Genomic DNA, 23195 nt, shown 5'->3' on the forward strand with positions numbered 1-23195 from the left:
AGGTCTCAGGGGCCGTCCCGCTTCCATGCCGTCAGCTGGAACAGCCGGGCGGTGTGCATGTACGGCGGACGGGCGGTGGCGGCGAGTTCCAGCTGTTCAAGGTCGGCGTAGAACGCCGGATCGTACTTGCGCGCGTCGTCGGTGATGTAGTCGCAGAAGCTGCGGATGCCGTAGTGGTGCACGTCCTGGCAGCCGAGGCCGAGGAGGACTGAGGTGATCTCCTCGGCCGTGTGGAGCGTCAGCACGGAATCGAACGTCTGGGTCCGGGCCCGGTCCGAGTCCAGCGCGGTCAGCGCGGTGGCGGGGTCCATTTCCCGCACCGCGATGTTCAAGGCGGCCGAGTGCCGGTTGATCGCCATCACGGAGAACAGGCCGCCGCACTTCAGCGGGGCCAGGGCCGCGGCGAGAGTGCCCGGCACGTCGTCCACGTACGGGAGGAGGTTGTGGCACAGCACCACGTCGAACGCTCCGGCGGCGAGATCGGTGGGCAGGGCGGCCACATCGGCCTCTACGCAGGTGATCAACTCCCCCAGCCTGGCCGCCGAGGCTCGCTCGGTCGCGGCGGCGAGCATGGCCGGGGCGTAGTCCACGACGGTGACGTGGTGCCCGCGCGCGGCGAGGCGCAGGGCATCGCCACCGTCGCCGCCGGCCAGGTCGAGGATGCGCAACGACCCGTCATCGGTGTCGAGATGGCGGACCAGATTCGTCTCGGCGATCGTGTAGCGCAGACGGCCCCAGGGGGCTTCCTGCCATTCCTGCCAGGCGGTCATTGCGGTGTCGAACTTATCGGCAGCGTCGTCGGCCATCCGGTGACGGTAGCTCACACATGCCTCAAGATGCGTCACTTACTTGGGAGTTCGGCGTACGGAAACAACAGTCCGAGGGTGGCTATTCGCCCCTCCTTCGCGCTCTCCCGAGAACTCCCTTCACCGCGCCCCAGGCCTCCTCGGCGAAGTCCTGGAGCCGCAACAGGCGTCCCTCCACGGTGTTGCGTACCGACAGCCAGAGGTCCAATCTCCGCATCCACCACGGCAATTGCCGGAAAGGGATGAACGTCAGAGTGTCCCTGATGGCGGAGTCGGCCACACCGCCGAGCCCTTCCGTGCGCATCGCGGCATAGATCCCCGGACTGAGCGTGGTGTACAGGCGGGCCATGTCGCCCGCGGCGACGAACCCCAGTTGGCGTGTGTAGGGGTCCGGTGAGCGCATCGCGCGTTCCACCCGGGGCGCGAGCACGGCGACGTCCTCGCCGTGCAGCACCATTCCGATGACGGCCGTGCCCACATGTCGTTCGCCCCGGTCGAAGGCGGCGTCGATCTCGGCTGGATCGCGGATATCGATCACCCCGTCACCGGTCTCCCAGTCCGGGGCGTTCTCCACGTCGATTCCCTCCTCGACACGATCAGTCTCAGGACGGCAGCAACATCCGCTGCGCCATCCAGATCGCGCGGCTGACAACCGTCCCCTGAACGAGGCGGGATGAAGCCGTCCCGGCATCAACCCATCGTCCGGATGCTCAGATGCTTTGAAAATTCCCTCTCAACCAATTCCCGAAGGCTTCGTATTCATCAGCCCCGATATAAGATGCGCCGGTGTGATGGATGTAGTAGAAGCAGCCGTCTTCGGCCAGGGCGAATATGCCGCCCTCCGGCAGGTCGTAGCCGACCCGGAACAAACTCTTTCCGATTTCCTGTGCAAGCTCGGCGATCTCCTCGAAGTCTCCCTCGTAGCCGCCGGTCGGATTGGTGACGAGCTTCTCATCCGGATCGCCGGGATGTCTGAGCTGAAGCAGTCCGTAAGTGCGGACGAACCTCTCTGCGGATTCCGAAGGGACTACCGGGAAACCTTCAGCCACCGAATCCGCTACAGCGTCGTCAATGAATTCACGTGCCTTGTCGGCAATATCCCTGCCCGGACTCCATCCGTTCGTGGACAGCCATTGCAGGATTTCTTCCCTCGACACTTCGGGGTTCATGGCAGACCTCATCGTTCAGACCACCACCGAACTTCCCTCAAGTATCGCCGACCGACCTCGCCCTGCGCCCCCCCTGTTCGCCCGCCGAAGACGGCTCACTCCCCGCCTCCGCCGGCGCCTCCCCGAACCGGGCCAGTGCCAGCGCCCCGGCCACCGCGAGCGCGAAGCCCAGGGCGGCCAGAGGGGTCAGGCCGGGGCGGGTGCGGTCGCCGAGCCAGAGGATGCCGACCAGGGCGGGGCCGATGGTTTCGCCGATCACCATGGCGGCGGTGGCGGTGGTCACCGAGCCGCGCTGGAAGGCGGTGGTCAGGAGGAGGAAGGCGGCGCCGCCGCCGATGAGGAGGGCGTAGGAGGCGGGGTTGGTGAGGAGGGAGGGGAGGGAGAATTCGTCGATGAGGCGGACGGCCACCTCGACCACGCCGAAGCCGAGGCCGGCGCCCAGGCCGAGGGCGGCGGCGCGGGCGCGGTCCGGGAGACGGCCGGCCAGCGCGCCGGAGGCGAGGACGGCGAGGGCGAAGGCCAGTACGCCGATGCGGAGTTCGGGGGTGCCCTGGAGGTGTCCCTGTGCGCCGGAGGAGAGCGCCAGCAGCGCCAGGCCGCCGCAGACGACCCCCACCGCGCCCCATTCGGCGGGGCGCAGCCGGGTGTGCAGCACGGGCGCCGCGACCACCGCCGTCACCGCGAGCGTGGCCGCCAGCGCCGCCCCCACCACGTAGATCGGCAGCACCCGGAGCGCCACCAGCTCCAGTACGAAGCCCACGCCGTCCAGGGCGAGGCCGAGCAGGTAGCGCCATTGCGACAGCACCCGCAGGAGCAGCCGGGGGTCCACGCCCGAGTCGGTGCCGGGCGCGGTGGTCCGGGCCGCCACGGCCTGGAAGACGGAGGCGGTGCCGAAGCAGACGGCCGAGCCGAGGGCGCAGATCATCCCGAGGATCACGAGGCGACTGTACGGTGCGGGAGGTTGCCCCCGCGCCCTGGCTACCGCCCCCGGCTACCTTTCCCGCGCCCCGGCTCCCTCCCGCACTCGCCTCGCCATTGCCCGGCTACCCCTCCAACACCCCCCGCAGCTGCTCCAGCCCCCAGTCCAGGTCCTCCTTGCTGATCACCAGCGGCGGTGCGATCCGGATCGTGGCGCCGTGGGTGTCCTTGACCAGTACGCCGCGTGCCATCAGCCGTTCCGCGATCTCCCGCCCGGTGCCGCGCGAGGGGTTGAGGTCCACGCCCGCCCACAGGCCCCGGCCGCGTACCGCGTCCACCGCGCCGCCGCCCACCAGCAGGCGCAGCTCGTCGTGCAGATGCCTGCCCAACTCCGTTGCACGGGACTGGAATTCGCCGGTGCGCAGGAGGGCGATGACTTCCAGGGCCACCGCGCAGGCGAGCGGGTTTCCGCCGAAGGTGGAGCCGTGCTCGCCGGGGGCGAAGACACCCAGCACCTCGCGGGAGGAGACGACGGCGGACACCGGCACCACGCCGCCGCCCAGCGCCTTGCCCAGGACGTACATGTCGGGCACCACGCCCTCGTGCTCGCAGGCGAAGGTGCGGCCGGTGCGGCCCAGGCCGGACTGGATCTCGTCGGCGATGAACAGGACGTTCCGGCTGCGGGTCAGCTCCTGTACGCCCGGCAGATAGCCCGGCGGCGGGACGAGGACGCCCGCTTCGCCCTGGATCGGCTCCAGGAGGACCGCGACGGTGTCGTCGTCGATCGCCGCCTCCAGCGCGGCCAGATCGCCGTACGGGACGATCTCGAAACCGGGGGTGTAGGGGCCGAAGTCGGCGCGGGCCTCGGGGTCGGTGGAGAAGGAGATGACGGTGGTCGTACGGCCGTGGAAGTTGTTGTCGGCGACGATGATCTTCGCCCGGCCGTCGGGGACGCCCTTGATCTTGTAGCCCCATTTACGGGCCGTCTTCACGGCCGTCTCGACCGCTTCGGCGCCGGTGTTCATCGGCAGGACGAGTTCCATGCCGCACAGGTCGGCCAGCTGCGTACAGAAGTCGGCGAAACGGTCGTGGTGGAAGGCGCGGGAGGTGAGGGTGAGGCGTTCCAGCTGGTCTTTCGCGGCGTTGAGCAGCCGGCGGTTGCCGTGTCCGAAGTTCAGCGCGGAGTACCCGGCGAGCAGGTCCAGATAGCGCCGGCCCTCCACGTCCGTCATCCAGGCGCCCTCGGCGGTGGCCACGACGACGGGGAGCGGGTGGTAGTTGTGTGCGCTGTGGGCATCGGCGGCGGCGATGCAGCGTTCCGTGGTCGTCACCGGTGACTCCGATCGGTAGGCCCTGGGGGCGCGGGGCCGCCGCACCCCTCTTCATTGTTGCTCTGGCCTGGCGGTATTGCGTCGGCCAGGCGTACCGCGACGGATGTGCGGGCTAGGCTGACCCCCAGGCACGGCGACTGGCGCACGGGGAAATGACCCCGGGGAAGCCGTGCGAAGCCCCACCTTCGAGGTGCCGCCCGCCTGGGCACCCCGGGACCACGACCGGACCACCGATCGACCGCCCCGGAGAACGCCATGACACAGTCCCTTCCGCATCCCGCGCTGGCCGCCGCGGACCCCGAACTCGCCGCGCTCGTCGGCGCCGAGGAGCGGCTCCAGGCCGATACGCTGCGGCTGATTCCCAGCGAGAACTACGTCTCCACCGCCGTTCTGGAAGCCACCGGAACGGTCCTTCAGAACAAGTACAGCGAGGGGTACGCGGGCCGTCGCTACTACGAAGGCCAGCAGAACATCGACCTCGTCGAGACGCTGGCCGTCGAGCGCGCCAAGGCCGTCTTCGGCGTCGAGCACGCCAACGTCCAGCCGTACTCCGGCTCGCCCGCCAACCTCGCCGCCTACCTCGCGTTCGCCCGGCCCGGCGACACCGTCATGGGCATGTCGCTGCCGATGGGCGGCCATCTCACCCACGGCTGGGGCGTCTCGGCGACCGGCACGTGGTTCAACGGTGTGCAGTACGGCGTACGGCACGACACCGCGCGGATCGACTTCGACGAGGTGCGCGACCTCGCCCGCAAGGAACGCCCGAAGATCATTTTCTGTGGCGGGACGGCCGTGCCGCGCACCATCGATTTCGCGGCGTTCGGGGAGATCGCGCGCGAGGTCGATGCCGTACTCGTCGCGGACATCGCACATATCGCCGGACTGGTCGCGGGCGGGGCCCACCCGTCCCCGGTGCCGCACGCCGATGTCATCTCCACGACCACCCACAAGACCCTGCGCGGGCCGCGCGGCGCCATGCTGATGTCGCGCGCCACGCACGCCAAGGCCATCGACAAGGCCGTCTTCCCCGGTCTCCAGGGCGGTCCGCACAACCACACCACCGCCGCCATCGCGTTGGCGCTGCACGAGGCCGCCGCGCCGTCCTTCCGCGACTACGCGCACGCCGTCGTCGCCAACGCCAAGGCGCTCGCCGAGGCGCTGCTGGCGCGCGGCTTCGATCTGGTCTCCGGCGGTACGGACAACCACCTGGTGCTGATCGACCTGACGAACAAGGACGTACCGGGCAAGGTCGCCGCCAAGGCGCTGGACCGCGCCGGGATCGTCGTCAACTACAACACCGTGCCGTTCGACCCGCGCAAGCCGTTCGACCCGTCGGGCATCCGGATCGGTACGCCCTCGCTCACCTCGCGCGGGCTGGGTACGGACCTGATGCCGCAGATCGCGGAGTGGATCGACCGGGGCGTGACGGCCGCGGGGAAGGGCGACGAGGAGGAGCTGGCGGCACTGCGGGGCGAGGTCGCCGAGCTGATGGCCCGCTACCCGGCGCCGGGGCTGCCGATCGCCGGATGAGTCCGGGGAGGGCCGGCCGCCGCCACGGGGCCGGCCCTCGCCCGTCCATCCCGTCCATCCCGTCCATCCGGTCCACAGCCCGTCCACACCCCGACCACGCGCCGGCCGCCCGTCGCGGACCTGAGACAATCGGTGGCATGGCTCTCGTACCTCGTGTGCTCTCCGGCATCCAGCCCACCGCCGGCTCCTTCCACCTCGGCAACTACCTCGGCGCGGTCCGCCAGTGGGTGGCGCTCCAGGAGTCCCACGACGCCTTCTACATGGTCGTCGACCTGCATGCGATCACCGTTCCGCAGGACCCGGCCGAACTGCGCGCCAACACCCGGATCGCCGCCGCCCAGCTGCTGGCCGCGGGCCTCGACCCGGAGCGCTGCACGCTGTTCGTGCAGAGCCATGTGCCCGAGCACGCCCAGCTGGCCTGGGTGATGAACTGCCTCACCGGCTTCGGCGAGGCGGGCCGGATGACCCAGTTCAAGGACAAGTCCGCCAAGCAGGGCACCGACCGCACCTCCGTCGGCCTGTTCACCTACCCGATCCTCCAGGTGGCCGACATCCTGCTCTACCAGGCCCACCAGGTCCCGGTCGGCGAGGACCAGCGCCAGCACGTCGAGCTGACCCGCGATCTGGCCGAGCGCTTCAACGGCCGCTACGGCGAGACCTTCACGATCCCGGCTCCGTACATCCTCAAGGAGACGGCGAAGATCTACGACCTCCAGGACCCGTCGATCAAGATGAGCAAATCGGCCTCCAGCCCCAAGGGCCTGATCAATCTGCTCGACGAGCCCAAGTCCTCCGCCAAGAAGATCAAGAGCGCGGTCACCGACACCGACACCGTCATCCGCTTCGACGCGGAGAACAAGCCGGGCGTCTCCAACCTCCTGACGATCTACTCCACGCTCACCGGCGCCTCCATCGCCGAGCTGGAACAGAAGTACGAGGGCAAGATGTACGGCGCGCTCAAGACGGACCTGGCCGACGTGATGGTCGAATTCGTCACACCGTTCCGGGACCGTACGCAGGCCTACCTCGACGACCCCGAGACGCTGGACGCCGTCCTCGCCAAGGGCGCCGAGAAGGCCCGCGCGGTGGCGGCCGAGACCCTCGCCACCACCTATGACCGGCTCGGATTCCTGCCGGCCAAGCACTGAGCGCCCGGCCCGCGGATCCGGCACCGGCCGGGCCCGCGGGCGGCCCGGGGCAGGGCGCCCGTACCGCCCGGCGGAGGTGTCCGCCGGTAACGGGACCGAGGACACACCGCGCGTCGGGCCCGCACCCGGCACACTGATAGCCGGCGCGTGCGAGCGCGCCGCCCGGGGACCGGCCGCGGCGGGCCGGTCGTGGACCTGTCGTGAGTGCAGCTGCCGCTTTTGGACTTCAGGAGGGAGAACGCCGTGGGGACCGTAACGCTGGGCGTTTCGATCGCGGTCCCGGAGCCTTACGGAAGCTTCCTCCAGGGGAAGCGCGCGGGCTTCGGCGACCCCGCGGCACACGGCATCCCCACCCACATCACCCTCCTGCCCCCGACGGAGGCCGACGCCGGGGCGCTGCCCGCCATCGAGGCCCATCTGGCCGAGGTCGCCGCCGCCTTCCGGCCCTTTCCGCTACGCCTGGAGGGCACGGACACCTTCCGCCCGCTCTCCCCGGTCGTTTATGTGAAGGTCGCCGAGGGCGAGGCCGGCTGCACGGCGCTCCAGGCCGCCATCCGCGCCGCCTCCGGCCCCTGCGCCCGCGAGCTGGCCTTCCCGTACCACCCGCATGTCACGGTCGCGCACGGCATCGCCGACGAGGCCATGGACCGCGCCCAGAGCGGGCTGGCGGACTTCCGCGCCACCTGGACGATCGGCGGCTTCGGGCTCTACCAGCAGGGCGACGACGCGGTGTGGCGGCTGGAGCGGGAGTATCCGTTCCGGCAGACGACGGCGTTGCCACGGCAGGCCGATCTCTCACGACCCCCGGCGCCGACGTCCTAGTCGCCACCCCGCCGGAAGCTAAGGTTCCGGATAACCGGCCGGGGTATACGCCCGGGAGACGTGGCCGGCGAACGGCGCGGGGCGACCAAGGGGGACCGACCACACCATGGACTGGCTGACCCGACTGCCCGTGATCGGACCGGTGCTGCGCCCGGCCGTACGGTGGCTGCTCACCACCCACCTGTGGCGCGCCTACACGCGCATGCTGCGGGTGCACTGGACCCGGCTCGCCGCCGCGATCACCTTCACCAGCTTCATCGCGCTCTTCCCGCTGCTCACCGTCGCCGCCGCGATCGGTGCCGCGTTCCTCAGCGACAGCCGTCTGCACCAGCTCCAGGCCAAGATGGCCGAGCAGATCCCCGGGATCTCGAAGCAGATCGATCTGGCCGGACTGGTCAACAACGCCGCCACCGTCGGACTGATCGCCGGCGCGCTCCTCCTCCTCACCGGCATCAGCTGGGTCGACTCGCTGCGCGACTGCCTGAGCGCGGTGTGGGAGAAGGAGGACGAGGACATCAACTTCTTCGTCGGCAAGCTCCGCGACGGTGTGCTGCTGCTCGGGCTCGGCGGGGTGGCGCTGCTCTCCGGCGCCTGCTCGATCTTCGCGACCGCCGTGGTGGGCAAGGCGGCCGACGCGATCGGCCTCCCGGAGGGCGGTGCCGGCGCCGCTCTGCTCTCCGCCGCCGGTTTCTGCATCGCCGTCCTCGCGGACTTCGTGCTGCTGGTCTACGTCCTGACCAAACTGCCCGGCGTCCACCCTCCCCGGCGCGCCGTCGTGATCGCCGGACTCATCGGGGCCATCGGCTTCGAACTGCTCAAACTGCTGCTCAGCGGCTACCTCCGGGGCGTCGCCTCGCGGAGCATGTACGGGGCGTTCGGCACCCCGATCGCGCTGCTGCTGTGGATCAACTTCACGGCGAAACTGCTGGTGTTCTGCGCGGCGTGGACGGCCACGCACGCGGCCGGGTCCGGGCAGGAAACGCCGGAGGCGGAGCCGGCTCCCGCCGCGCCCCGCCCCCGTACCTGATCCCGTATCCGACCCCTGCGGGCCCGCTATGTCACGAGCCCGCCCGCCGACGGCGCAGCACCAGCGCCGCCCCCAGGCCCACCAGCGCCAGCACGCCGCCGCCGATGCCGACCGCCGTCAGGACCGAGCCCGAGCCCTCCGGGGACCCGTGCATGCCCATCTGCGCGTCGTTCTTGCCGTCGGCGCCGTGCTTGGCCGCGCGGTCCTCGCTCTGCGGCCCGACCAGCCGCCCGACCGGCTCCACCTTCCCGGCCGCCGCAAAGCCCCAGTCCAGGAGCCGGGCGGCCTCGCGGTAGCCCTCGTTGTGCTCCTTCTTCTGCGGGTTCATGACCGTGACCAGCAGCTTGCGGCCGTCGCGCTCGGCGAGTCCGGTGAACGTCGACCCGGCGTTGGTGGTGGAACCGTTCTTCACCCCTTCGATACCGGGGTAGGGACGGATGTCGAAGTCACCGCTCAGCAGCCGGTTGGTGTTCTGGATCCCGAACGTCTTGCGCTTGCCGCCCTTCGCCTCGTCGCCCGGGAACTGCGCGCTCGCCGTCGAGCAGTACTCGCGGAAGTCGGCGTTCTGCAGCCCCGCGCGGGCGAACAGGCTCAGGTCGTAGGCGCTGGAGACCTGGCCCGGCGCGTCGTAGCCGTCCGGGGTGACGACATGGGTGTCGGTGGCGTTCAGTTCCTTCGCGCGCTTCTGCATCTCCTTGACGGTGGCCTCCGTACCGCCGTTCATCGCCGACAGCGCATGCACCGCGTCGTTGCCGGAGCGCAGGAACACCCCCAGCCACAGATCGTGGACCGTGTAGGTGAGGTTCTCCTTTATCCCCACCATGCTGCTGCCGATGCCCATCCCCGCCAGGTCGGCCGGTTTGACCTTGCGCTTCTCGTTCTTGGGGAACTTCGGCAGCACGGTGTCGGCGAACAGCATCTTCAGCGTGCTGGCCGGCGCCAGCCGCCAGTGCGGGTTCTTGGCGGCCAGCACCTGGCCGGAGTCGGCATCCGAGATGATCCAGGAACGGGCGGTGAGCGCGTCGGGGCCGGGCAGCTGGGGCGCACCGGCCTTCAGCCGCCCCACCTGGACGCCCGGCAGGCCCAGCCGCTCACCGCCGACCTGCGACATCTTGGCGGGCGGCGCCGGGGCCTTGGGTTGCTTGTTGCCCTTGGGGACGGCGAATGCGGCGCCGGCCGGCAGCGCGGAGGCCAGCGCCGTGGCGAGGGCCAGCGCGGTCAGGGTCCGCGCGGGGCGGCGCCGGGGCCCGATGCCGCCGGGGGCGGTCGAAGGGGTCACAGCCGTGGAGTCAGCAATGGTCATCGGCACGTCGCAGAACGTACCCGGCCCGACACCCTCCTTGGCCCCCACCCCTCGGAAGAGTGCCCCACCGGGCCGCCGGATGGAGCCGCTGCCCATACTGGATCCCATGCTGCGCTCCTCGGATGACACTGCGCCCGAAAGTGGCTCCGCCACGGGCCGCACCCCCGCGACCCTCTCCCGCCCCGTTTCCTGGTTCCTGCTCGCCTTCGGGGTGTGGAGCTGGTTCATCTGGATCACTTTCGTCAAGAATCTGGTCAAGGACGGCAGCGGCCTCGCCTTCGATGCGGCAGGTGACCCGACGGCCTATTTCTGGGTCCACCTGGTGCTCGCGGTGACGTCCTTTCTCTTGGGGACGGCGATCGGGGTCATCGGGTTCCGCGGCGTGCGGGCCCTGCGGCGCGCATAAGACTCCGCCCCGTCCCGGGCGCAGGGACGGGGCGCTCCCGAGGGTCCGGCTCCCTTACCGTGAGGCGCACAAGCGCCCCGTTCCGGATGGCGAGCGGGCGTTCCACCTCTCGCTGCCGGGGGAGTCGGCGTGCTCTTCGCCCTGATCGTGGTCTTGGTGCTCGGACTGTTCCTCGCCGTGCACCGCTATCTGTGGTGCCGGCTGATCCGCGACACCACCACCCCCGGTGGCCTCCCCCGCCGCGCGGGCACCGTCGCCGCCTTCGCCCTCCCGCTCCTCGCCCTCAGTGCCCTCCTCGCCGGCCGGCTCGGCGCGCCGTTCGTCCTCCAGCAGGTGCTGGCCTGGCCCGGCTATCTCTGGCTGGCGTTGATGCTCTACCTCCTGGTGGGCCTGCTGGCGGGGGAGGTCGTACGGGCGGTGTGGCTGCGGGTCCGGCGGGGACGGGAGGCCGCGGCGCCCGACGAGGTGGCCCCATCCGCCGACGAAGCGCCCGCATCCACCGCTGACGCCACCGCGCCCGCCCTCGTGCCCGCTCCCGCCCGCCCCTCGCTCCCCGCCGCCCCCTCCCGTCGGCGGTTCGTGGCCCGGTCGGTCGCGGCCGGTGCGTCGCTCGCCGCCGTGGCCACCGTCGGCTACGGCACCGCGACGACCCTGCGCGGCCCCCGGGTCAAGCGCGTCACCGTCCCGCTGGCCAAACTGCCGCGCGCCGCGCACCGCTTCCGTATCGCCCTGGTCAGCGACGTCCACCTGAGCCCGGTCCTCGGCCGCGCTCACACCCGGCGCATCGTCGAGACGGTCAACCGGACCGGACCCGATCTGGTCGCCATCGTCGGCGATCTGGTCGACGGCAGCGTCCCGGACCTCGGCCCGGCCGCCGAACCGCTGCGCGCGCTGGAATCCCGGTACGGGTCGTATTTCGTCACCGGAAATCACGAGTATTACTCGGGAGCCGCCCAATGGATCGATTTCGTCCGTGAATTGGGCGTCCATCCGCTGGAGAATGCGCGCACCGAACTCCCCGCTTTCGACCTCGCAGGTGTCAACGACCTGGCGGGCGAGAGCGAACACGCCGGACCGGACTACGCCCGCGCCCTCGGCGGCCGGGACGCCTCCCGCGCCGTCGTCCTCCTGGCGCACCAGCCCGTCACCGTCCACGACTCCGCCCGTCACGGCGTGGATCTCCAGCTCTCCGGCCACACCCATGGCGGCCAGATGTGGCCCGTCACCTACCTCGCCGCGGCCACCAATCCCACCGTCGCGGGGCTGGCCCGTTACGGCGGCACCCAGCTGTATGTCACGCGCGGCGCGGGCGCCTGGGGGCCGCCGGTGCGGGTGGGTGCGCCGCCGGATGTGACCGTCGTCGAACTCGCTTCCCTGCGGGCGTAGTTCGCGCCCCGTTCCCGGCTCTTTCCCGACCCCGTCGGCCGTCTTGATCTCCCCCTGGGAGGGGTGAAAGTGGCGCCGCCCGGGTACTTGATAACGGACCGCTGACAAAGTGCGGTCGCATTACGCCTCGAACCGGACAGATCACGACTTACGATCTTGCCGTTTCGGTCGCAAACTCCCTATTCTTTAGTGACTTTACGCTGCCCATAACCCCTCTGCCGCGGCGGCCGCCGGACGGCGGCTCGGCCGGGCGGCGCACCGGGGGCGAGCGGGGTGTGCGCGTCACGGGGAGAGTGGTCATGAGCAAGGACTTCAAGGTCGACCTCGACGAGCTGGACGGGGTGGTGCGCCAGCTCAGGCACCTTCAGGGCGATATGGACGAGACCAGTCAGAAGGTGAAGTACAGCACGAACATCCCGAAGTCGTCATTCGGGGTCAACTTCCTTGAAGTGGACGATATTTCGCAGGCCCACGACAAAATGCAGGGCTATTTGTCGGACGTCGTCCACGCGCTCCAGGACCTTATGCACACCTTCGGCGAGAAGACCGAGGCCAGCCGGGGCGCGTATGAGGACCAGGAGCACCAGACCAGGGTCTCGATGAACGGCTGACCACGGCCGCGGGCCGCAACGACGGCACGGGGACGAGGACCGGGACGAGAGCCGGGACGAAGACGGGGACGGGGACGAGGATGCGAGGGATGACGAGCAAGGGGGACCGGCGTGGTTGATGCCAGGCAGGAACACGACAGCGCCCAGCAGATGGCGAAGCAGCGCCAGGACCAGGAGCGCGAAAAGCGGCTGAAGTCGTTCAAGGGCCAGCGTCTGACCCCGCATTCCCCGTCCGACTTCCATCACCACGGCATCAACGCCCTCCGCGCCATGGTCGCGCACGCCAACCCCGGCACCATCGAGACCGCCGGCACCCACTGGCGCGCCTCCGCCGATCTGCTGGGCGGCAGCGACGGACACGGCGGCGTCCGCAAGAAGTTCATGGACGCCGTCGACCATGCGTCGAAGCACTGGTCGGGTGCGGCGGCCGAGGCGTTCCGCCGGGAGGCCGTGAAGGTCCTCAGCAAGATCGACCGGACCTATCAGCACGCCCGGAACATGGAGTCCTCGCTGATCGGCACGCGCGAGTCGGGCCCGGAGGTCGGCCTCGCCCACAATGTGCGCGAGGCCATGAAGGCCATGGCGAAGATCCATGACCCGGGCACGGTGGACAGCGCGATGGACTCCAGCGGCGACGACAGCCAGTTCCGCCGGGACATGGCCGACCCGAACATGGATGCCCGCCAGGCGCTGGAGCTCAACCGGGACAGCCTGTCCCTGAGCAAGGAGCGCCAGGTCGAGGCGGTCATCGTGATGGACGAGCTGGCCGACCACTACACGACCCATTCCCAGGGGTGGGTCCAGAACGCCGACGACGGCGTGCACGGCGACTGGCCGACACATCCCACCAGGACCCAGGCACCGCCTCCCGTACGGATGCCGACGACGGGCGATACGCACCCCCACGCGTCCTCGACCGGCACGCATCAGCCCAACGGCGTGGCCGGCGGCGCCGTCCCGGACGGCTTCGACGGACCCAAGGCCCACCGGCCCCAACTGCCCCTCACCACCGGACTCGACAGCGTGCAGGGCGGCACCATGACGCCGACCTCCGCCACCGCCATCCCCGGCACCGGGGGGCCCGGCGCCGGACACGGTGTGTCCGGCGGCCCGGGGGGCTTCCCCGGTGGCATGCCGCCGGGGGTCTTCGGCGTACCCGGCGGCACGGGCCCCGGCGGCGCACGCGGCCCGGCCGGTGCCGGCGGTCTGCGCGGCGGCGGTATGCCGGGCGCGGGCGGCGTCAAGGGCGGCAAGCCGGGCGAGGGCACGCCGGGCCGCGGCGGTGCGCAGGCGCGTACCCGGGGCGGCGTGGCCGGTAAGCCGGGCGGTCCCGCGGGCGGCGCCAAACAGGGCGGCTCGGGGCTGCACCGCAGCCGCGGCGGCAAGCAGGCGGGCGTGGGCGCCGCCGGAGCCAAGGGCAAGGACCAGAAGAAGGAGAAGGGCGGCAGCCAGCGCCCCGACTACCTGGTCGAGGAGGAGGAGACCTGGACCGCGGAGCGCCAGGTGGCGCCGCGGGTCATCGAGTAGCACGGCGATCGTGCGGACGGGCGGTGCGTAGGGGCCGTGCGCACGGCGTACGGCGGCCGTGCCTACGGCCGTCGGCAAGGAGTGGCCCCGCGCCCGAGGGTGCGGGGCTTTTCCGCGGATGGAACACTGCCGTCCGGACGGCACACCGACAAGGAGCCAAGGATGAGGGTCACCCGAACACTGCGCGCGACGGTGGGTGCGGCGCTGACCGGCGCGCTGCTCCTCACCGCGAGCGCCACCGCCTCCGCGGACCAGGTACGCAAGGAACAGTGGCCGCTGGAGGCGTTCGGGGCCGAGCAGTTGTGGAAGGAGGCCACCGGAAAGGGCGTGACGGTGGCCGTGCTCGACAGCGGCTTCCGGGAGACCCACCAGGACCTCAAGGGGCAGTTCCTCCCCGAACCGGACTTCGGCAAGCGGAACGAGGCCGAGGCCGCGAAACACCTCAAGCCCGGTGAACACGACGTCCGTGACCACGGCACCGCCATGGCCTCGATCATCGCGGGCCACGGCCACGGCCCGGGCGGCTCCGAGGGCGTCAAGGGCCTGGCGCCCGACGCCAAGATCCTCCCCGTCCCGGAATACGGAAGCAGCGGCCAGGCCACCCGCTGGGCCGTGGACCACGGCGCCGACGTCATCAACATGTCCTACGGCGGCGCCGGACAGGCCGGCGACGAGTGTGCCTCCATCGCCTACGCCCTCTCGAAGGGCGTCGTCGTCGTGGCCGGGGTGGGCAACGACGCCGCCACGGGCAAGACCTATCCGGTGGGCTGCCCCGGGGCGATCGGCGTCGGCGCGGTCGACCAGTACGGCGCGGCGGCCGAATTCAACAACTACAACTCCGACACGGACCTGCTCGCCCCCGGCGTGAAGATCACGGTCGCGTCGGGCACCAGCGACACCGGCTACGACCACGCCGCACAAGGCAGCTCCGACGCGACCGCCTACGTCTCCGCCGCTGCCGCCCTCCTCAAGCAGAAGTTCCCCGACCTCACCCCCGGCCAGATCGCCAACCGCCTGGTAAAAACCGCCGGGTTGGCCCAGCCGCAAAAGGCCAAGCACTTCAACCTCCCCGACCCCCACTACGGCTACGGCTTCCTCCAGCCCGGCCCCGCCCTCCGCAAAACCCTCGCGGCAGGCCCCAAGGAGGGCCCGCTGCCGATGCCCAAGGGCGATCCGGCCGAGGCCGGAGCATCCTCCGGCGCGTCCCAGGGCGAAGACGCCGGCCAGTCGTCGGACAACGGCACGAACAAGGCCCTCCTCTACGGCGGCATCGGCGTCGGTGCACTGGTCGCCGTAGGCGTCGTCGCCCTCGTCGCGTCGGCTCGCCGCCGTAAGAACACCGGATGACAGCCACGGGCCTGAAGCGACAGCCATGACGTACGACTCGCCTACCCCGACCTCACCGAAGGCTCCCGACACGGCGCAGATACTGAACGCCAATCGTCGTGCCCTGGCCGGACTCATTGCCATCCGTGTGCTGGTCACCGCGCTGCTTGTGGCAGGCCCGGTGGTGGTGTCCCGTGCGACAGGGGATACCTCTTTTCTTCTCGTTCTTCCCCTTGTTGCAGGGGTGTTCGTCTTCATCTTCACGATGTACCGCGTCCTTTACGGTCTCCGTGTCCTCCAGTGCGCGAGAGTGCTCCGTGAGTATCCGCTGGAGTTCCACCCCCGGGTGCTCAAGAAGCATGAGAGGTGGACCCGGTACGGCGACGTGTTCGAGGTCCGCGTGACGACGCGTGGGCAGCATGGGGCGCCGCTGATGCTGGCGGTTCCTGCGGCCGGGCGTCGGGGTTGGCCGGAGGGTGTGGAAGAGGGCGCGTGGGTTGCGGGTGACCTGCCTTTCGGTGGCGTCATGGTGTTGCCGAGGACTCACGCGATGTTGTTCCTCAAGCCCGCGGACTGGGACAAGACCGCCCGGAAACGGGAGGAGGCCGACGCCGAGCGCAGGGCAAGGGCACAGCGGGCGAGGCTCATGGACAGGACGAAACGCGCGGTGATGATGCGGCCGGGCGCCTGAGGCCGCGAGAAGCACTCGGCCTGTCGTAGGACCCCGGGCGCCCGGTCCGTCCGGGGTCCTCCCCTCCCTTCCCCTCATCTCTCCTCACCTTGGCTGAGGGGTTCTGGTCAGGGGTTCTGGAAGCTCACCTCCGGATTCGCGGCCGTCGGTCCGTCCAGCAAAGGCCGGTGGATTCCGCGTAGTTGCTGGTCGAAGAATGCGCCGACGTAATCCCGGGTTATCTCGCCGGAGCGCTTGCCCGGCAGTGGGGCCGAGGGGTCGACGATCCCGGCCTGGGCGGCCAGGACCGGTATGTCGATGAAGGTGAAGTGACCGGCATCGGCCACGGTCAGCCAGCGCTTCCAGCCGTCCAGCCGGCGCCAGTCCCTCGGCCAGGTGGTGTCCTCGGAGGCGGGGGAGTGGCCCGCCTTGGAGCCGAGCATCAGGAACGGGCGTCCGTTCAGCCCGGAGCGGGGGACGGGGGCGAAGAAGGAGCCGTCCATGTTCACCCCGGCGCGGATGCGGCGGTCGGCGGCCATGGCGGTGGCCGCGCTGTTGCCGCCGATGGAATGGCCGGCCATGCCGATCCGGTGGGGGTCGATGAGGCGCGCGTACTTCCGTGCGGCGGCGGCACCCTCAGTGTGGTGACGGCCCGTCAAGGCGTCAAGCAGGAAGGAGACATCGGCCGCCCGCCCCTCGGCCACCTTGGTCATCAGCTTCTGCGCGGCTTCCTTCGACGGGGCGTGCTCCACCGTGTCACAGGCGACGCAGGTCAGCGTGCGGCCGCCGGGGAAGGTGGTGCCGAACGTTTCGTAGGCGTGGTCCACCAGAGCCACGACATAGCCGCGCGAGGTCAGCTCCTCCGAGAGGAGGGTGAGGGTGGCGCGGTTGAGGGAGAAGCCGGGGGAGAGGACCACCAAGGGGTGCCGGCCGGCCAGCGGGCGGGCTCCGGTGTGTGCATGGGTCCGGGTGCCGGAGAGCACCTCGGGCGGGAAGTTCTTGCCCTGCTGCTGCTTTTCCAGGAGGAGTTGGGCTTCCTTGGTGGTCATATACGGCGCGGTGGCGGCCCCGCTGCCGGCGTGCGCCGGGTAGAACATCGACACCATCAGCTCACGGGCACCGGCGGACGGCACCCACGGGTCCCGCCGCGAGGTGTCGACCAGATGCAGGGTGTCGCGCCCGATGGCGTACGGACCGGTGGGGCGAGGGAGCTTCAGGTGCAGGGAAGAGGGTGTGGAGGTAGCGGCGACGGCGGTGGTGGCGGAAGGGGTTGCGAGGGCCGTGCCGGCCGCGGCGAGTGGCAGTGGGAGGGCCAGGGCGAGAGCGGCTAAAACGGCTGTACTGCGACGGATGCTTTTCATGATTCGAGCGTATGTGTCAGCGATCGCCGACGGTAGCGACGAATGTCATGGGTTATTGATGGCAGTTTCCGGAGTGGTTGGTGAGGTGCGCCGCCCCGGGCCGGCGCCGCGGCGGGCCGCGGCCGCTGGGAGGAGGAACTCGCCCAGGACATCGGTCACTTCCCGCACCAGCGGGCGCAGTACGCGAAAACGCGAGGCGGCGAGGGCGCGGGCGACCAGGGGTGAGGTGCGTTCCACCAGGGCGCGGCTGCGGGCGCAGTTCTCTGAGCGGTCGTAGACCCAGTACAGCACCAGGCCCATCTGCTGGAGCCAGAGCAACCGGGGCAGCAGCTCGGCGAGTTCGGCGTCCACCGTGATGTCGGCGCCGTCCACGAGGCGGCGGTGCAGGGCGATGACCGCCTCGCGGGGGCCCTCGGACTCGTCGGAGAACGGGCTGAGCGGGCTGGCCGGGTCGGCGGCGTTCTTGAAGAACTGGGCGGCGAATTCGTGGTACGGCTCGGCGATGTCCAGCCATGCCAGCAGTACCCCGCGCAGCCGCCGCGCCAGTTTGGTCTCGGTGTCGAGAACGACCTGGACGGCGGCCGTGTGTTCCTCGGCCATCTGGTCGTAGAAGCCCTGGACCAGATGCTCCTTGGAGGCGAAGTAGTAGTACGCGTTGCCGACGGAGACCCCGGCTTCCTGGGCGATGGCCCGCATGGTGGTCTTGTCGTAGCCGCGCTCCCGGAACAGGCGCAGCGCGGTCTCCAGGATCAGCCGTCGGGTCTGCTCGCTCTTCCCGCCGCGCCCGCCCGCCACCTGCTTGCCGCGCCCGCCCGCGGACCTGCCGCCCTCGTCCGCGGACCTGCCGCCCCCGCCCGTCGGCACGCCGGACCCGCCCCCCGCCTCAGGCATGCTCTCCCCGCCCCTGGTCGCGTCATCGTCCACCCGACGACCCTATGCGGGGCCGCGACGGGCGGCGCGCCCGGGCGTCAGAGCCCGTGCTCGGCCAGGAAGTCCCCCACCAGCGCCCGCCACTCCTCCGGGCGCTCCAGCATCGGCAGATGGCCGGTCGCGATCTCCGCGTAGGCGGCGCCGGGGATGTGGTCGGCCAGATAGCGCGAGTGGTGGGGGTGCAGCAGCGGGTCCAGCGTCGTGGCGATGACCAGCGTCGGGACCGCTATGCCCGGCAGATCGGCGGTGGTGTCCAGGGTCTGGACGAGCGCGGCCTGTTCGGCGGAGCCGCGGGGCGGCAGGGACGGGTCGGGGTCCAGCGCGGCCGTCAGCTGCTCCGGGGACAGGGCGTTGAGGTACTCGGTCGAGAGTCCGCTGAGCGCCCGGACCTGGGCGAAGCCCGCGTAGTCGCCGCGCTCCAGGAGGCGCAGCCACAGGTCCACCCAGAGGGTGGACCGCGCGTCGGCACGGGCGAGTCCGGCGGTCAGGACGAGGCCGCGGACCCTCTCCGGGTGGCGGGCGGCGGCCCGTACCGAGACCGCCGTCCCCATGGAGAAGCCGATCAGGGTGAAGGTGTCGAGCCCGGCGGCGACGGCCTCCGCGACCAGGGCGTCGGCGAGGGCGTCCAGGGTCAAGGGGCCGTCGGCGCGCGGGGTGTCGCCCGAGCCGGGATAGTCGGGGGCCACGATGCGGTGCCCGGAGGCGGCCAGTACGGGGATCAGCTCCTCGTAGTTGCTCCGGACGCTGCCGGTCGCCCCGTGGGCCAGCAGGATGCCGGGCCCGTCGGGCGCACCGGCGACGGTGGTCGACAGACGCGGAAGCCCGGAGCCGGGCGTCTGGGCCGGAATGCGGTCGGGTGCGGGAGCGTTGGGAATGTTCGTCATGAGGAAGAGCGTGCAGCTTGACGCCGGTGTGAAGGTCAAGCCGCCCGCGGGAGACCTGGGTCACAGGGGAGGACGGGCCGTGATGGGGGAGCGGGACCGGATGCAGATCGGGGAGCTGGCGCGGCGCACGGGGGTCAGCACGCGCTCGCTGCGCTACTACGAGCAGCGGGGCCTGCTCCGCGCCCACCGGGACACCAACGGCTATCGCCGCTATGACGCCGAATGCGTCGAGACCGTCGGCCGGATACGGGAGCTCCTCGCCACGGGCCTGGGCACGGACGACATCCGCGTGCTGCTGCCCTGCACCCAGGGCGGCCCGGCCCTGATGCCCTGTGCCCTCTCCTGGGGTGCCATCGAGCGTCAGATGGTCCAACTCGACGAGGAGATAGCCGAGTTGGAGCGACGCCGGGCCGCGCTCGGCACATATGCGCAGATCATGCGGGAACGAGGAACCCAGGACGAGGCACTGGCCGCGAGCGCCCTGCGGTCGGCCTGACGCGCCGCGCGCCGATCGCCCGCCAACTCCACGCTTCCACCGGCGTGTTGGGCTTGCGACGCCCGGCCGCCGGACGGATCCTCGTGTGCACGCCGCTAGGCCCTGTCGTCACACTCCCGCCCGCAGGAAAGCGGCGTCCCCGGTGCCCCGGGGTTCCCGAACCCCGGGAGACGATGTGCTGCGTATCCACTTCACCCCGCAGGATCTGCCCCGTACGACCGTGGCCGACGGGGCCGACCCGCTGTGGGAGACCGTCCTGAGCCTGCACACCTTGCGGGAGAGCCGGGCCGATCCGGCGCTGGCCGCCTGGCGGCGGCATGCCGTGTGGCACGGCCCGGGACCGCTGCGCACCCTGTTCCCGCTGGTCCCGCCGCGCGGCTACTTCCCCGACTTCCTCACCCCGCCCGCCGCCGCGAACGGCGTCGAACCGGCGCTGGAGGCCGTGATGAGCACCCCGCGCACCCGGCTGCGCGCCGAACTCGCCGCACTGGCGGACGGCATCCACACCACCGGGCAGCGGGCGCTGCCGGGCTGGACGGCGGACATCGCGGCGGGCGACCCGGCCGCGCTGCGCCACCTGGCCCGCAGCCTGCGCACCTACCACCATCACGCGATCGCCCCCGGCTGGCCGCGGATCGCCGAACAGGTCGGCAGGGACCGGGCGTTACGGCGGCACGCCCTGGGCGCGGCGGGCGCGGAGGCGATGCTGCGGACGTTCGGGCCGGCGATGCGATGGCGGCCGCCGGTGCTGGAGGTCGGCTATCCGGTGGAGCGGGAGCTGCACCTTCAGGGGCGGGGGCTGGTCTTCGTCCCGTCGTACTTCTGCCGCGACGTCCCGGTGGCGCTGGCCGACGGCGCCCTGCCGCCGGTCCTGGTCTACCCGGCAGCCGCGAACGACGCGACGGCCCCGGGGGATGCCGAAGGGCCCCGCCTCCGTACGTACGGAAGCGGGGCCCTCAGGGACGTGCCCACCCTCATCGGGGCGAGGCTCAGAAGCGGCGCGTGATCAGAAGCGCCGGGTGATCAGCGCCCGCTTCACTTCCTGAATCGCCTTGGTGACCTCGATACCGCGCGGGCAGGCGTCCGTGCAGTTGAAGGTCGTCCGGCAGCGCCAGACGCCGTCCTTGTCGTTGAGGATTTCCAGCCGCTGCTCACCGGCCTCGTCGCGCGAGTCGAAGATGAAGCGGTGCGCGTTGACGATCGCCGCCGGGCCGAAGTACTGGCCGTCGTTCCAGAACACCGGGCACGAGGACGTGCAGGCGGCGCACAGGATGCACTTGGTGGTGTCGTCGAAGCGCTCGCGGTCCTCGGCCGTCTGGAGCCGCTCGCGGGTGGGCTCGTTCCCCTTGGTGATCAGGAACGGCATCACATCGCGGTAGGCCTGGAAGAACGGGTCCATGTCCACGACCAGGTCCTTGAGGACCGTCAGGCCCTTGATGGCCTCGATCGTGATCGGCTTCTCGGGGCTGATGTCCTTGATCAGCGTCTTGCAGGCGAGCCGGTTCTTGCCGTTGATCCGCATGGCGTCCGAGCCGCAGATGCCGTGCGCGCAGGAGCGGCGGAAGGTCAGCGTGCCGTCCTGCTCCCACTTGATCTTGTGCAGACCGTCGAGCACCCGCTCCTTGGGGTCCAGCTCCAGCTGGAAGTCCTCCCAGGTCGCCTCGGCCGCGACCTCCGGGTTGAACCGGCGGATCCGGAAGGTGACGGTGATCGTTTCCGAAGCGTCGTTCTCGGCGGCGTCCAGGGCCGCGGAGTGCTTGTCAAGCGTGGGGGTGCTCATCAGTACTTACGCTCCATCGGCTGGTAGCGGGTCTGCACGACCGGCTTGTAGTCGAGCCGGATCGACTCGGCGCCGTCTGCGCCCACCTCGCGGTACGCCATGGTGTGCCGCATGAAGTTGACGTCGTCGCGGTTGGGGTAGTCCTCGCGGTAGTGACCGCCGCGGGACTCCTTGCGGGCCAGCGCGGAGACCGCCATGACCTCGGCCAGGTCGAGCAGGTTGCCCAGCTCGATGGCCTCCAGCAGGTCGGTGTTGAAGCGTCGGCCCTTGTCCTGCACCGAGACGTTCTTGTACCGCTCGCGGAGCTCGCCGATCTTCTCGACGGCCTCCTTGATGGTCTGCTCGGTACGGAAGACCATGACGTTCTTGTCCATGGTCTCCTGGAGCTCCTTGCGGATCTCGGTGACCCGCTCGCCGCCGGTGGCGCCGCGCAGCCGCTCGACCTGCTCCTCGACCAGCTTCGCCGGGTCCTCGGGCAGCTCGACGAACTCGGCGGTGGCGGCGTACTCCGCCGCCGCGATGCCGGCCCGGCGCCCGAAGACGTTGATGTCCAGCAGCGAGTTGGTGCCCAGGCGGTTGGCGCCGTGCACGGAGACACAGGCGACCTCGCCGGCCGCGTACAGACCCGGGACGACGGTGGTGTTGTCCGACAGGACCTCACCCTCGACGTTGGTCGGGATGCCACCCATCGCGTAGTGCGCGGTCGGCTGGATCGGGATCGGGTCCGTGTACGGCTCGATGCCCAGGTAGGTCCGCGCGAACTCGGTGATGTCGGGCAGCTTGGCGTCCAGCTGCTCCGGCGGCAGGTGGGTCAGGTCCAGGTAGACGTGGTCGCCCTCGGGACCGCAGCCTCGGCCCTCGCGGATCTCCGTGTAGATGGAGCGCGAGACGACGTCACGGGAGGCGAGGTCCTTCATGACCGGCGCGTACTTCTCCATGAAGCGCTCGCCGTCCTTGTTGCGGAGGATGCCGCCCTCACCGCGGGCGCCCTCCGTCAGCAGGATGCCCATCCGCCAGATGCCGGTCGGGTGGAACTGGAAGAACTCCATGTCCTCCAGCGGCAGCCCGCGCCGGTAGCAGGCCGCCTGGCCGTCACCGGTGAGGGTGTGCGCGTTGGAGGTCACCTTGAAGAACTTGCCGTTGCCGCCGGAGGCGTAGATGACGGCCTTGGCCTGGAAGACGTGGATCTCGCCGGTGGCCAGCTCGTAGGCGACCACACCGGCGGACTTCTTGACCCCGTCGACCTCGGTGATCAGCTGGTCGAGGACGTAGAACTCGTTGAAGAACTCCACGCCCTCCTTGACGCAGTTCTGGTACAGCGTCTGGAGGATCATGTGGCCGGTGCGGTCCGCGGCGTAGCAGGACCGGCGGACCGGGGCCTCGCCGTGGTTACGGGAGTGGCCGCCGAAGCGGCGCTGGTCGATGGTGCCGTCCGGGGTGCGGTTGAACGGCAGGCCCATCTTCTCGAGGTCGAGGACCGCGTCGATGGCCTCCTTCGCCAGGATCTCGGCGGCGTCCTGGTCGACCAGGTAGTCGCCGCCCTTGATCGTGTCGAAGGTGTGCCACTCCCAGTTGTCCTCCTCGACGTTCGCGAGGGCGGCGGCCATACCGCCCTGGGCGGCGCCGGTGTGGGAGCGGGTCGGGTAGAGCTTGGTCAGGACCGCGGTGCGGCTGCGCTTCGTCGCCTCGATGGCGGCGCGCATGCCCGCGCCGCCGGCGCCGACGATGACGGTGTCGTACTTGTGGATCTTCATGGGTCGGTTA

23 protein-coding genes and 1 riboswitch are annotated in these 23195 nt (G+C 70.6%); of the genes, 12 read left to right on the forward strand and 11 right to left on the reverse strand.

The annotated features are described in order from the left end of the window. Positions 1-5: 5 nt before the first annotated feature. From B1H19_RS25340 to rocD, 5 genes are all read right to left on the reverse strand, one after another. Positions 6-806 (reverse strand): methyltransferase domain-containing protein, encoded by an 801-nt coding sequence (locus B1H19_RS25340; protein ID WP_083109866.1) that lies wholly within the window; start codon positions 804-806, stop codon positions 6-8. 82 nt (positions 807-888) lie between these two features. Then, complete coding sequence (locus tag B1H19_RS25345) at positions 889-1380, reverse strand: hypothetical protein (RefSeq protein ID WP_203237224.1); 492 nt, start codon at positions 1378-1380, stop codon at positions 889-891. A 136-nt stretch (positions 1381-1516) separates the two neighbouring features. Beyond that, entirely contained in the window at positions 1517-1975 is a 459-nt protein-coding gene (locus tag B1H19_RS25350; RefSeq protein WP_159028137.1) for an SUKH-3 domain-containing protein, read from the reverse strand. A gap of 37 nt (positions 1976-2012) precedes the next feature. Continuing rightward, positions 2013-2900, reverse strand: a complete 888-nt coding sequence (locus tag B1H19_RS25355; RefSeq protein ID WP_083107066.1) for a DMT family protein — start codon at positions 2898-2900, stop codon at positions 2013-2015. A 118-nt stretch (positions 2901-3018) separates the two neighbouring features. Beyond that, positions 3019-4224 carry an ornithine--oxo-acid transaminase gene (rocD, locus tag B1H19_RS25360; protein WP_083107067.1) on the reverse strand — a complete coding sequence of 402 codons (1206 nt, stop codon included), beginning with the start codon at positions 4222-4224 and terminating at the stop codon, positions 3019-3021. 123 nt (positions 4225-4347) lie between these two features. Further along, positions 4348-4438, forward strand: a riboswitch (ZMP/ZTP riboswitch). A 41-nt stretch (positions 4439-4479) separates the two neighbouring features. On the opposite strand from rocD, the gene B1H19_RS25365 reads away from it, so the two are divergent. The 4 genes from B1H19_RS25365 (at position 4480) to B1H19_RS25380 (ending at position 8751) form a co-directional block, all read left to right on the forward strand. Next, the gene (locus B1H19_RS25365) at positions 4480-5754 is read left to right on the forward strand and encodes a serine hydroxymethyltransferase (protein WP_083107068.1); all 1275 of its coding nucleotides are present in this window, start codon (positions 4480-4482) and stop codon (positions 5752-5754) included. A 137-nt stretch (positions 5755-5891) separates the two neighbouring features. Beyond that, positions 5892-6902, forward strand: a complete 1011-nt coding sequence (gene trpS, locus B1H19_RS25370) for a tryptophan--tRNA ligase (RefSeq protein ID WP_083107069.1) — start codon at positions 5892-5894, stop codon at positions 6900-6902. A 243-nt stretch (positions 6903-7145) separates the two neighbouring features. Further along, entirely contained in the window at positions 7146-7724 is a 579-nt protein-coding gene (locus tag B1H19_RS25375; protein WP_083107070.1) for a 2'-5' RNA ligase family protein, read from the forward strand. Between the two features lie 106 nt (positions 7725-7830). Then, the gene (locus tag B1H19_RS25380; RefSeq protein ID WP_083107071.1) at positions 7831-8751 is read left to right on the forward strand and encodes a YihY/virulence factor BrkB family protein; all 921 of its coding nucleotides are present in this window, start codon (positions 7831-7833) and stop codon (positions 8749-8751) included. A 31-nt stretch (positions 8752-8782) separates the two neighbouring features. Here B1H19_RS25380 and B1H19_RS25385 read toward each other — a convergent pair whose 3' ends face one another. Further along, positions 8783-10162, reverse strand: coding sequence for a D-alanyl-D-alanine carboxypeptidase family protein (locus B1H19_RS25385; RefSeq protein WP_237289508.1), 1380 nt, complete (start codon positions 10160-10162; stop codon positions 8783-8785). Between B1H19_RS25385 and B1H19_RS25390 the strand changes: the two genes are divergently transcribed. From B1H19_RS25390 to B1H19_RS25415, 6 genes are all read left to right on the forward strand, one after another. After that, positions 10161-10460, forward strand: coding sequence for an SCO4848 family membrane protein (locus tag B1H19_RS25390; protein ID WP_418361471.1), 300 nt, complete (start codon positions 10161-10163; stop codon positions 10458-10460). The genes B1H19_RS25385 and B1H19_RS25390 overlap by 2 nt on opposite strands. Before the next feature lie 129 nt (positions 10461-10589). Then, a complete protein-coding gene (locus B1H19_RS25395; protein ID WP_083107073.1) occupies positions 10590-11846 on the forward strand; it encodes a metallophosphoesterase in 1257 nt (418 codons plus the stop codon). A gap of 299 nt (positions 11847-12145) precedes the next feature. Beyond that, on the forward strand, positions 12146-12457 hold the full coding sequence (locus B1H19_RS25400; protein ID WP_083107074.1) for a hypothetical protein: 312 nt from the start codon (positions 12146-12148) through the stop codon (positions 12455-12457). 111 nt (positions 12458-12568) lie between these two features. Then, positions 12569-13984 carry a hypothetical protein gene (locus tag B1H19_RS40475; RefSeq protein WP_083107075.1) on the forward strand — a complete coding sequence of 472 codons (1416 nt, stop codon included), beginning with the start codon at positions 12569-12571 and terminating at the stop codon, positions 13982-13984. Positions 13985-14146: 162 nt separating this feature from the next. After that, a complete protein-coding gene (locus B1H19_RS25410; protein ID WP_083107076.1) occupies positions 14147-15331 on the forward strand; it encodes a S8 family peptidase in 1185 nt (394 codons plus the stop codon). Between the two features lie 25 nt (positions 15332-15356). After that, positions 15357-16001, forward strand: a complete 645-nt coding sequence (locus B1H19_RS25415) for a hypothetical protein (protein WP_083107077.1) — start codon at positions 15357-15359, stop codon at positions 15999-16001. Positions 16002-16108: 107 nt separating this feature from the next. On the opposite strand, the gene B1H19_RS25420 is transcribed toward B1H19_RS25415, so the two are convergent. The 3 genes from B1H19_RS25420 to B1H19_RS25430 all read right to left on the reverse strand — a co-directional run bounded on the left by B1H19_RS25420 (position 16109) and on the right by B1H19_RS25430 (position 19155). Next, positions 16109-17341, reverse strand: a complete 1233-nt coding sequence (locus tag B1H19_RS25420; RefSeq protein WP_083107078.1) for an alpha/beta hydrolase family protein — start codon at positions 17339-17341, stop codon at positions 16109-16111. A 45-nt stretch (positions 17342-17386) separates the two neighbouring features. Further along, complete coding sequence (locus tag B1H19_RS25425; protein ID WP_083107079.1) at positions 17387-18232, reverse strand: TetR/AcrR family transcriptional regulator; 846 nt, start codon at positions 18230-18232, stop codon at positions 17387-17389. Positions 18233-18309: 77 nt separating this feature from the next. Further along, entirely contained in the window at positions 18310-19155 is an 846-nt protein-coding gene (locus B1H19_RS25430; protein ID WP_083107080.1) for an alpha/beta fold hydrolase, read from the reverse strand. Between B1H19_RS25430 and B1H19_RS25435 the strand changes: the two genes are divergently transcribed. Next, positions 19154-19651 carry a MerR family transcriptional regulator gene (locus B1H19_RS25435; protein WP_335755943.1) on the forward strand — a complete coding sequence of 166 codons (498 nt, stop codon included), beginning with the start codon at positions 19154-19156 and terminating at the stop codon, positions 19649-19651. The two genes, B1H19_RS25430 and B1H19_RS25435, sit on opposite strands and share 2 nt — an antisense overlap. Before the next feature lie 175 nt (positions 19652-19826). Continuing rightward, the gene (locus B1H19_RS25440; RefSeq protein ID WP_237289509.1) at positions 19827-20657 is read left to right on the forward strand and encodes a hypothetical protein; all 831 of its coding nucleotides are present in this window, start codon (positions 19827-19829) and stop codon (positions 20655-20657) included. Here B1H19_RS25440 and B1H19_RS25445 read toward each other — a convergent pair whose 3' ends face one another. Next, positions 20658-21431, reverse strand: a complete 774-nt coding sequence (locus B1H19_RS25445; RefSeq protein WP_083107081.1) for a succinate dehydrogenase iron-sulfur subunit — start codon at positions 21429-21431, stop codon at positions 20658-20660. It abuts the gene before it with no gap. After that, positions 21431-23185: a succinate dehydrogenase flavoprotein subunit gene (sdhA, locus tag B1H19_RS25450; protein ID WP_083107082.1), complete on the reverse strand. Its 1755-nt coding sequence runs from the start codon at positions 23183-23185 to the stop codon at positions 21431-21433. The genes B1H19_RS25445 and sdhA overlap by 1 nt, the downstream gene beginning before the upstream one ends. Positions 23186-23195 lie beyond the last annotated feature (10 nt).

It is taken from the genome of Streptomyces gilvosporeus (assembly GCF_002082195.1).
Taxonomy (GTDB): domain Bacteria; phylum Actinomycetota; class Actinomycetes; order Streptomycetales; family Streptomycetaceae; genus Streptomyces; species Streptomyces gilvosporeus.